This window comes from Xanthobacter sp. NM-59, assembly GCF_021401125.1.
In the GTDB taxonomy this organism is placed as follows: domain Bacteria; phylum Pseudomonadota; class Alphaproteobacteria; order Rhizobiales; family Xanthobacteraceae; genus Xanthobacter.
On sequence record NZ_JACBFQ010000004.1, the window covers coordinates 176,657 to 186,484 of the forward strand.

11 protein-coding genes are annotated in these 9,828 nt (G+C 67.6%); 8 read left to right on the forward strand and 3 right to left on the reverse strand.

What is annotated here, in order from left to right:
* Positions 1-3: 3 nt before the first annotated feature.
* The 6 genes from L0966_RS10360 (at position 4) to L0966_RS10385 (ending at position 6,447) form a co-directional block, all read left to right on the forward strand.
* A complete protein-coding gene (locus L0966_RS10360; protein WP_234051822.1) occupies positions 4-1,959 on the forward strand; it encodes a DUF2793 domain-containing protein in 1,956 nt (651 codons plus the stop codon).
* Between the two features lie 10 nt (positions 1,960-1,969).
* Entirely contained in the window at positions 1,970-2,260 is a 291-nt protein-coding gene (locus L0966_RS10365; RefSeq protein ID WP_234051823.1) for a hypothetical protein, read from the forward strand.
* A gap of 262 nt (positions 2,261-2,522) precedes the next feature.
* The gene (locus tag L0966_RS10370) at positions 2,523-3,677 is read left to right on the forward strand and encodes a peptidoglycan-binding protein (protein ID WP_234051824.1); all 1,155 of its coding nucleotides are present in this window, start codon (positions 2,523-2,525) and stop codon (positions 3,675-3,677) included.
* 69 nt (positions 3,678-3,746) lie between these two features.
* On the forward strand, positions 3,747-4,418 hold the full coding sequence (locus L0966_RS10375; RefSeq protein WP_234051923.1) for a response regulator transcription factor: 672 nt from the start codon (positions 3,747-3,749) through the stop codon (positions 4,416-4,418).
* Between the two features lie 35 nt (positions 4,419-4,453).
* The gene (locus tag L0966_RS10380) at positions 4,454-5,869 is read left to right on the forward strand and encodes a HAMP domain-containing sensor histidine kinase (RefSeq protein ID WP_234051825.1); all 1,416 of its coding nucleotides are present in this window, start codon (positions 4,454-4,456) and stop codon (positions 5,867-5,869) included.
* A 143-nt stretch (positions 5,870-6,012) separates the two neighbouring features.
* The gene (locus L0966_RS10385; RefSeq protein ID WP_234051826.1) at positions 6,013-6,447 is read left to right on the forward strand and encodes a hypothetical protein; all 435 of its coding nucleotides are present in this window, start codon (positions 6,013-6,015) and stop codon (positions 6,445-6,447) included.
* Between the two features lie 13 nt (positions 6,448-6,460).
* Here L0966_RS10385 and L0966_RS10390 read toward each other — a convergent pair whose 3' ends face one another.
* Together L0966_RS10390 and L0966_RS10395 are read right to left on the reverse strand one after the other, a co-directional pair.
* Positions 6,461-7,300 (reverse strand): universal stress protein, encoded by an 840-nt coding sequence (locus tag L0966_RS10390; RefSeq protein WP_234051827.1) that lies wholly within the window; start codon positions 7,298-7,300, stop codon positions 6,461-6,463.
* Between the two features lie 166 nt (positions 7,301-7,466).
* Positions 7,467-7,973 (reverse strand): flavin reductase family protein, encoded by a 507-nt coding sequence (locus L0966_RS10395; protein WP_234051828.1) that lies wholly within the window; start codon positions 7,971-7,973, stop codon positions 7,467-7,469.
* A 125-nt stretch (positions 7,974-8,098) separates the two neighbouring features.
* Between L0966_RS10395 and queE the strand changes: the two genes are divergently transcribed.
* Together queE and queD are read left to right on the forward strand one after the other, a co-directional pair.
* Entirely contained in the window at positions 8,099-8,731 is a 633-nt protein-coding gene (gene queE, locus L0966_RS10400) for a 7-carboxy-7-deazaguanine synthase (protein ID WP_234051829.1), read from the forward strand.
* 17 nt (positions 8,732-8,748) lie between these two features.
* Positions 8,749-9,105, forward strand: a complete 357-nt coding sequence (queD, locus tag L0966_RS10405; protein WP_234051924.1) for a 6-carboxytetrahydropterin synthase QueD — start codon at positions 8,749-8,751, stop codon at positions 9,103-9,105.
* Between the two features lie 53 nt (positions 9,106-9,158).
* Here queD and L0966_RS10410 read toward each other — a convergent pair whose 3' ends face one another.
* The gene (locus tag L0966_RS10410; RefSeq protein ID WP_234051830.1) at positions 9,159-9,767 is read right to left on the reverse strand and encodes a TIGR00730 family Rossman fold protein; all 609 of its coding nucleotides are present in this window, start codon (positions 9,765-9,767) and stop codon (positions 9,159-9,161) included.
* Positions 9,768-9,828 lie beyond the last annotated feature (61 nt).

A 9,828-nucleotide genomic window follows, 5' to 3' on the forward strand; every position in this document is an offset into this window, starting at 1 on the left:
TCCATGGCGACCGAACAGTCCGCCAACCTTGCTTTGCCGTATCTGGCGGCGGCGCAGGCGCAGAAGCATGTGACCCACAACGAGGCCGTACGGCGCCTCGACGCCTATGTTCAGCTCGCCTTGGAAAGCGTGAGCGCGACCGAGCCGCCGGGCACTCCAACCGAAGGCGCCCGCTGGTTCGTGCCCCAGGGGGCGAGCGGCGCCTTCGCCGGACAGGCCGGCAAGCTGGCCGCCTATGAGGCCGGCGCCTTCGATTTCCTCACCGTGCCCCGGGACACCCTGGCCTATGTCCGCGATGCGGAAAGCTTCGCGCGGTTCGACGGCACCACTTGGGTGCCGCTGCTCTCCGGGGGCGCGGCGAGCGGGGGCGGGGGCCAGCTCGTGCTGGAAAGCATCAGCGCCGTTGCTCCGCCTGCCAGCCCCGATGATGGAGCGAACTGGTTCGTGCCTGCCGGCGCCGGTGGTGTGTTTGCCGGCCATGAGGGGACCATTGCGACCCATGAGGGCGGCGTGTTCTCCTTCGTGGCGCCGACGGCGGGAACTCTCGCCTTCATCCGCGACGAGTGGCGGCTTGCGCTCTATGACGGCGGGGACTGGGTTTCGCCCCTGGCCGTTCGGCCCACGCGCTCGGCCATCGAGGCGCAGGTGCTGGAAGAGGATCTGGTGCTGTCCGGCACCAGCGTGGACACCACCATCCGCATTCCGGCGCGGGGCATTGTGCTCGGCGTGTCCACGCTCGTCCTGTCGGCACTGACCGGCCCGACGTCGTATGATTGTGGGATTGCGGGCGAAAGCTCGAAGTTCGGCGGAACGCTCGGCATCGCGCAGGGCTCGTCCAATTCCGGTGTCATAGGGCCCACCGCATTTTATGCGCCGACTGCGGTGCGGCTAACCGCCAAGGACGGCGCCTTCACCGGTGGGCGCGTGCGGGTTTCCATCCATGTGCTGACCTGTCCGGCGTCGGCTTTTCCGGCACTGGAAGCCCGCTGGTGGGCGAAGGAGGGCTATCTGCTCGATGAGGCGGAGCCCGCGCTGGCCGCGGATTTCTCGCGAGAGCGATACGCCCTTGGTGGCGGCCAGGCGTCGTCCCCGAGCATCCTGCAAAGAGCCGGTGGAACGAAAATGGTGACGGCCGCCTCGGGGGCCTTGATGGTGGCCCCGGCGGATACGGTGGCCTTCGACTATTCCTCCGGCCGGCGGCGTCTGCTGCTGGAGGGGGCGGCCACCAATCTCTTCCTCAATTCTGCGGCAGCCACGACGCAGTCCATCGCGGTGACGGCGCAGAGCTATACCGTTTCCTTCTGGGGCGCGGGCGCACTGGCTCTTTCCGGAGCCCACAGCGCCACGGTGACCGGTGGCGGCGCTACCATGCGCACCAGCTACGCTTTCACTCCTGCCGCCGGAACGCTGACCTTAACGCCGTCCGGCACCGTCACCAAAGTCCAGCTTGAGATCGGGGCCGTGGCGTCGAGCTACATCGCCACGACCACGGCGGCGGCCACGCGCACCACGGATGTCAGCGCGTGGTCAGGGGAGGCGGCCGCTCTCCCGACCACGGCCGGGCCGTGCACCATCGCGCTGCGCGGAACCCTTTTCTTCGCGGCCGGGAGCAAGGGCGTGATCTACACCACCGGCGGGCACCTGCTGTACGCGCACGCGGATGGCACCCTCCGCCTTTACGGCGCCTCCATTCACCTTTCGCTCGGCCCCATCACGCTCGGCGGCGCCTCGGATGTGGGAGCCTGCGTGGGGTGGAACGGCGCCGGCCGTATCGGGGCCATGAACGGGGCCGATGCGGGGACCGACGCGACGGCTCCAACCTACGGCATGGACAGTATTTTCTTTGGCCGCTCCGGAGGCATGGATAGCGGCACCCGGTTCGAGATCGACGAACTGCTGATCTGGCCCGTCAAGGGCAGCGCATCGGCGATCCAGTCCCAAGCGCGCGTGTGGGCCTGAGGAGGGCGCGATGGTCACGATCTATCTGCGATTTTCCGATCGAGCCGAAGCGCTCGCGACACTTGCCGCCGTGCTTGGGCATGTCGGTTCCGCGGGTCAGGAAGACGGGCGGGAAATGACCACGTCCGGTTGGTTCGCGGGCACGCGCTATGATCTGTGTTTCCTGTCAGACCATGGCGTGCCGACCAGTACCAGCGGGGAACACGTGAATTTTCTGTGGTGGGGCACGCAGGCGAGCGCGCCCGATTTCGGTGCCTCTCTCATTGCGCCGCAGACGCCGCGCTGCTGTTTCGCCCTCTGAAGGCCGGCGCGGGCCGGTTTTCCTCAGTGAAACCAGTACAGCGCAAACCAGAGCATAAAGGCAAAGGTGAGGAGAGGCAGGCGAAGGTTTTCCATGGCAGTTCCCCCAAGGGCAGGACTATAAGCCTGATATTCCCTTGCGGCAATTGTGGCGGCCTCCGCACCAGCGGGACACGATGCCCCTTGCCTCCTTCATCCCACCGCGCATTTGCGGGCCGCCCTCTCGGCGGCCTTTTTTGTTCATTCGCAGGGAAGGACAGGCGATGTCGGCGAACTATTCCTTTGTGGTGCTGGAGGCCGAGTATGCCCAGCGCTGGGCCGACATGCGGCTGGCGCCGGAGCGTCTGCCCGCGATCGATTCCACGGCGCGCAAGATCATCGCCGGCAAGGCGCGCTATCAGGCTGTCGAGGCGCTCACGGGCGTGCCGTGGGCCTTTATTGGGGTGCTTCATGCCCGCGAGTCCGGCTGCGACTTTCGCGGCGTGCTCCATAACGGCGAGAAGATCCTCGGGACGGGCCACGCGACGCGGCTGGTGCCCGCTGGCCGGGGGCCTTTCGAGACCTGGGAGGAAGCGGCGGAAGATGCGCTGTCGCTGAAGGGCTACAAGCCCGGATTCCCGTGGAGCTTGCCGCGCTGCCTGTTCGAGGGCGAGCGCTTCAACGGCTTCGGCTACCGCATGCGCGGCGTGCCCAGCGCCTATCTCTGGAGCGGGTCGGACCGGTATGCGCGCGGAAAATATGTCGCCGATGGCGTGTGGAGCGGCAATGCCGTCGACAAGCAGATCGGCATTGCGCCCCTGATGGCACGCCTCATGGAGCTGGATTCCGAGGTGGGCTTCGGCGCGCGCGAGGCTTCGCCTCCCGTCCGGCCGCCGCAGCCGGCGGGGAAAGCGGCGTCAGACGGGCTCGACCCCGGCGAGGTGCGGGCCTTGCAACAGCGCCTGCGGGACCTGGGGTATGCGGAAACGGGGCGCGCCGATGGCCTTTGGGGGCCGCGCACCACGGCTGGTGTCGCGGCGTTCCAGGCGACCACCGCTCTGCCGGTGACTGGCCGGCTCGACACGGCGACGGCCGCGGCTCTCGCGACGGCAGGGCCGCGCCCGGTGAGCGGCGCCCGCGCGCGCGTCACCGGCGGCAGCCTCGCGGCGGAAGGGGATGCGGTAGCACTCGCCGCCGGCTGGAGCAAGCGCGGGGCCCTGCTGTTGGCGGCGCCCGCGACGCTGCTCGGCGTGCTGGAGCAGGTGCCCGAGGCGGTCGGCAAGCTCAGCGCGCTGCGCGACGCCTTGAGTGGGCTGCCCAGCTGGATGTGGCCGACGGGAGTGGCGGTGTTGGCCGCCGGTCTCTATGTGCTGGCGCATCGGACCGAGGCCGCGGAAGTTGACGCCGTGCGCTCTGGGCGCGATGCGGGCCCCGGTTGATGGGGATAGGTCCTGCCCTGGCCGAGGTAAGAATGTTATTATTCTAAAGAACGGCTGGGGGAGGTGGCGTTGCGTCTGCTGGTGGTGGAGGATGATCCCGATCTCAACCGCCAGCTCTCGGCGGCGCTGGGCGAGGCCGGCTATGCGGTCGACCGCGCCTTCGACGGGGAGGAGGGGCATTTCCTCGGCGACACCGAGCCTTATGACGCCATCGTGCTGGATATCGGCCTGCCCAAGCTCGACGGCATCTCCGTTCTCGAGCGCTGGCGCCGCGCGGGCAAGACCGTCCCGGTGCTGATCCTGACCGCCCGCGATCGCTGGAGCGACAAGGTGCAGGGTTTCGACGCCGGAGCCGATGACTATGTGCCGAAGCCCTTCCACATGGAGGAGGTGCTGGCGCGGCTGCGGGCCCTGCTGCGCCGTGCCGCCGGCCATGCCTCCAGCGAGCTGACCTGCGGCCCGCTGCGGTTGGACACGCGCTCGGGCCGGGTGTCCGTGCGGGGCTTGCCGGTGAAGCTCACCTCTCACGAATATCGCCTGCTGTCCTATCTGATGCACCATGCCGGGAGGGTCGTGTCCCGCGCCGAGCTGGTGGAGCACCTTTACGAGCAGGATTCGGACCGGGATTCCAATACCATCGAAGTGTTCGTCGGGCGTCTGCGGCGGAAGCTCGATTGTGAGCTTATCCAAACGGTGCGTGGCCTTGGCTACCTTCTCGGGCCGCCGGAAGACGCGCAATGAGCCGCGGCGCGCCTGTGCCGGGGAGGGCGTGAAGCATGGGCCCTACGCCTCCATCGGGCTCGCTTGCCCTGCGCCTCGTGCTGTCTGCCCTCGCCATCATGCTGGCGGTGCTGCTGGTGGTGGGGCTGGTGCTCTCCACCCTGTATGCCCGGGCGGCGGAACGCGCCTTCGACCGGCGGCTTGGCGTCTATCTGAAGATGATCGTTGCTGAGGTGGCCAATGCCAGCGGCGCCGACGTGCCGGAGCCGCAAGCCCTTTCTGACCCCCTGTTCATCTTCCCCAATTCCGGCTGGTACTGGCAGATCGCCCATAAGGCGGAGGGCGGCTCGGCCGTGAAGACCTCGCGCTCGCTGCGGGATGCGCGCCTGCCTCGCGCGGCCCCTGCCAGCGGGGCGGACGGCACCGGCGCCGTCCGTCAGGGCTATGGCCTGGGGCCGCGCGGGGAAACCCTGCGGGTGGTGGAGCGGGAGCTCGATTTCGGGGCGGACGGCAGCTATGTGGTTTCAGTGGCGGCGGTTTCCACAGAGCTCGACAGCGATGTCGCCGGCTTCAACATGGTGCTGGTCGGAACACTGATTGTGCTCGGTCTTGCCTTCCTGCTGGTGGTTCTGTTCCAGGTGCGGTTCGGGTTGAAGCCCCTGTCACGTATCTCCCAGGCCCTGTCCGATGTGCGTTCGGGCGAGGCGGAACGCCTGGTGGGGGCCTATCCGGTGGAGATCGTGCCACTGGTGCGCGAGGTGAATGCGCTCATCGACGCCAATCGGGAAGTGGTGCAGCGCGCCAGGACCCATGTCGGCAATCTCGCCCATGCGTTGAAAACCCCGCTTTCAGTGCTGCTGAACGAGGCCGGCACGCGGGGCGATCCCCTTGCGGCACGGGTGCGGGACCAGGTGAGCGTCATGCGCGACCAGGTCGCCCATCATCTGGAGCGGGCGCGGATGGCGGCGCGCCCGTCCATCGTCGTCGGGGCATGCGACGTCGCCTACACCGTCACCGCCCTCGCCCGCACCATGGAGAAGATCCACCGCGCGAAGGGGCTCGCCATCGATGTGCGCATTCTCGACGGCGTGCGTTTTCGCGGCGAGCAGCAGGACCTTGAGGAGATGGTGGGCAATCTTGTGGACAATGCCTGCAAGTGGGCCCGTTCTCGGGTCGACCTGGAGGTGCGCCTGGATGCCCCCCGCCCGGCTGGCAGCGCTCCGTTTTTTCGCGTGGTGATCGATGATGACGGTCCCGGCCTGGACCCCGCCCGTCGCGCCGAGGTGGGGCAGCGCGGGAGGCGGCTGGACGAATCGATGCCCGGTTCAGGGCTCGGCCTGTCCATCGTCCATGAGCTCGCCCTGCTTTATGGCGGAAGCCTTGAGCTTGGCTCGGCGCCCGGCGGCGGGTTGAGAACCGAGCTGGTGCTGCCAGCGGTGATGGCTCCCTCTCAGCCTGGAGCTGCGTGTTGATGCGGTTTATCGCACCTGCGCGGACAGGCGGCACCGCGCGCGCTTTTCCTCCCGGCAAAGTCCAACTAAGACTGTGCGGCAGCCTGTTCCGGCTGCGATCCGTTTCCGCGCCGCAAGGCCTTGGCGTTGAAAGATCCCGTGCGATGCCCGTTCGTCAGTTGCCCGCCGCTCTCAGTGCACTTGCTCTTGGAATGCTCCTGTCGGGCTGCGCCAGCGATGCCAATTCCAGCTTGAAGGGCACCGGCAACATCGCCCTGCCGGCGGCGCCGGTCATGCGCGGCGCGGTTTCCGGCGGCCTCATCAGTGGCGCCATCGGCAATGGCCTCGACGATACTGATCGCCAGAAGGCCTATGACGCGGAAATCTCCGCCCTCGAGACCGGTGGCCCCGGCTATCCCACGGGCTGGAAGAGCGACAGCGGCGCCCACGGCACCGTCATTGCCGGCCCGCCGTATCACCGCGCCGGTTTCCAGACCTGCCGGGATTATTCCCACACCATCTATATCGACAACCGCCCGCAGATTGCGCGCGGCGCCGCCTGCCGCAATACCGATGGCAAGTGGCAGGCGGTGAGCTGAGCGCGCCCGCTACTCAGTAGGACATGAACAGAGGTACGGCGCAGTCCTGAAGCAGGGACTCGGTGACGCCGCCGAGCACCCATTCGCGCACCATGGAGTGGTTGAACGCGCCCATCACCAGGAGATCGGCATCGAACAGGCTCGCTTGCTCTCGCAGCGTACCCGCGATGCCGTCGGGCTGAACCACCAGGTCCTTGACGCTCACGTTCACGCCGTGGCGCGCGAGGTGCGGGCCGAGCTCCGCCCCCGGAACGCTCTGGCCGAGCTCCTTCTCGGTGCCGATGGCAACCACCTCGACGGCGGCCGCGGATTGCAGGATCGGCATCGCGTCGGCCACCGCGCGCGCCGCGCGGGCGCTCGCATCCCAGGCGATGACCACACGCTGGTGCTTGAACTCCTCCCAAGCCGCCGGCACGACGATGACCGGCCGCCCGCTCTCGAACAGCAGCGCATCGATGAGGCCGCGCTCGGCATTCACGGTCGCGGTTTCGGCATCGAGCACGCACAGGTCGTGCACGCGGGCCTGGGTGACAAAGGTTTCCGCCAGCTCGTCATAGGGAAGCTGGGGCGTTTCCACCGAGCAGGAAACCCCCTGGGCCGCTGCGTCGCCGCGCGCGCGTTCGGCGAGACTCGCCGCCAACTGTCGCAGGCGGCGGTTATGGTCACTCACATACCCGGCGGCCATGCTGCTCACGAAGGCGGTGCCCAGCACCACCTTCAGCGATGCGGCCTGGATGGTGGCGTGGGCGCCCGCCTGCCGGGCCAGCGAGAGACCGTAGCCCAGCGCCGCGGACGGCTTGTCGACGCCTTCCTCAGTGAGGCCGATGAGGATGCTTCTTAGGTTCTGGAGCATGGCCATTCCTCGAAAAATGCACGGGCCCGCCTGCGAGATCCGCGTGGAGAGGGCGTCGATACCGGGCGTCAGCGATCTTCCGCCGCGCCAACGTTGCGTCAGGTCAACGCTTGTTTAGACCCTTCCGCGTGGCGCTTGAAGCCGGCATTCCCATCTTCCGGTGGGCTCACTTCTCCGGGGAGCCGAGGGTGCGATAGCGCCCGCGATAATAGAGCAGGGGCGCCTCTTCCCCCTCCGCATGCATGTGCACGACCCGGCCGACGAAGATCACATGGTCGCCGCCGTCGTAATGGGCGTAGGGCAGGCACTCGAACACGGCGTGGGCGGGCACCAGGCGCGGGGCGCCGCTGGGGCCGTGCTCCCAGTCCGTCGCGGCAAACTTGTCCTCGCCGGCGGTGGCGAAGCGGTTGGAAACATCCTCCTGGTTTTCCAGCAGGATATTGACCGAATAGGCGCTCGCCTTTTCCAGCCGCGGCAGTGAGCGGAGCGAGCGGGCCATGCAGAACAGGATCAGCGGCGGATCAAGGGAGACGGCGGAGAAGGAATTCACCGTCACGCCCATCAGTCCCTCGTCGTCACCGGCCATCACCACCGCAATGCCGGTGGCGAAACGGCCGAGGGCGTTGCGCAGCTCGCGCGGGTCGAGGCGGGCGTCGAGGTCGAGAGCGGTCATTCTGGGTTGCTCGCTGTGGCGTGAAACATCCGGTCCAGTCCCTTTATCCCAGCGCCGGGCGCCCCGCCAATGGATGAGGCCCGCGCCGCTTCCCCCCGGGGCGGGATGGGTCTAAAGCGATGGCCATGGCTTACACTGTCAAGGAAATGTTCAAGACCCTCCAGGGGGAGGGGGCGCAGAGCGGCCGCGCCGCCGTGTTCTGCCGCTTTGCCGGGTGCAACCTGTGGTCGGGTCGCGAGGCTGACCGCGAGGCGGCCATCTGCCAATTCTGCGATACCGACTTCGTGGGCGTGAACGGGGAGGGCGGCGGCCGCTTCGTCTCAGCGACCGATTTGGCATCCACACTCGCGGCTGTCTGGGGGCCGGAGAGGGCCGGCCGCTTCGTGGTGTTCACCGGCGGCGAGCCTTTGTTGCAGCTGGACCGCGCGCTGATCGTGGCAGCGCACGCCGAGGGCTTCGAGATCGCGGTCGAGACCAATGGAACCGTTGAAGCCCCGACGGGCATCGACTGGATCTGCGTGAGCCCGAAGGCCGGCGCGCCGCTGGTGCAGCGCCAGGGGCAGGAGCTGAAGCTCGTGTTCCCGCAGCCGGGCCTTGATCCCGAAGCGGTGGCCGGGCTCGATTTCGCCAATTTCTTCCTGCAACCGATGGATGGACCGGACCGGTTGCGCCATACCGAGGAGGCGGTGGCCTATTGCCTCGCCCATCCGCGCTGGCGCCTGTCCCTCCAGACCCACAAGATGATCGGTATTCCATGAGCGGAGCGGCGCGCGCCATGCGCATTACCCAGGGCTTCCATTTCGAGGCGGCCCATTTCCTGCCCCACGTGCCCGAAACTCACCGCTGCCGGCGGATGCACGGCCACTCCTACAAGGTGGAGCTGACCCTGGTGGGCGAGGTTGATCCGGTTACTGGCTTCGTAGCCGACTTCTTCGACGTGGAGGCCGCTTTCGCGCCCCTGCTGGCGCGGCTCGATCACTATTGCCTGAACGAGGTGGAGGGGCTCGAAAACCCCACCGCGGAGAATATCAGCGTCTGGATCTGGACGCGCGTGAAGCCCGCATTGCCGCAGCTGGCGAGCGTCCGCGTTTTCGAGACGCCGCTGTCTTACGCCGAATATGCGGGCGTCTGACCTGGGGGCCTGACCTGGGGGCTTCACCTGGACGAGATGTGAGGCGCCGCGCCTCACATCTGCTTGGCCAGGTCCGCGTCGAGGCCGTGGAACTCCGCTTCGGGCACCGCTGCCGCGGCCGCCTGGAGCGCGGGCAGAATATCCTCGATGCGTTCGGCGGTGAGAATGCGTAGCGGCTGCTGGGCCCACAGAAACCCCATCTCCTGCATGTGACTCAGCAGGTCGAGGAACGGATTCCAGAAGCCCTCAAGATTGGCCAGCAGGATCGGCTTGCGGTGCCGGCCGAGCTGGGCCCAGGTGATCTGCTCGACCAGCTCCTCCAGCGTGCCGACGCCGCCTGGCAGCGCCACGAACGCGTCGGCGCGCTCGAACATGAGCCGTTTGCGCTCATGCATGCCGCCGACTTCGATCATTTCCGCCTCGTGGCGGAAGGCGCGCTCCGCCTTCTTGAGGAAGGTCGGGATGATGCCCGTGACGGCGCCGCCGGCCAGCGCGGCCGCGCTCGCCACATCACCCATCAGCCCCACGCCACCGCCGCCATAGACGAGTCGGATGCCGTTCTCGGCAAGGATTCTTCCAAACTGTTGCGCCCCCTCCGAGAAGACGGGGGAGCGGCCGCGGGACGATCCGCAATAAACACAGACGCTTTCAATTTTAGCCATGGCCCCACTTTAGCACTGTTTTTCGCAGCGTACCCCAGCTTCGCCGCAGGCCGCGACGCCG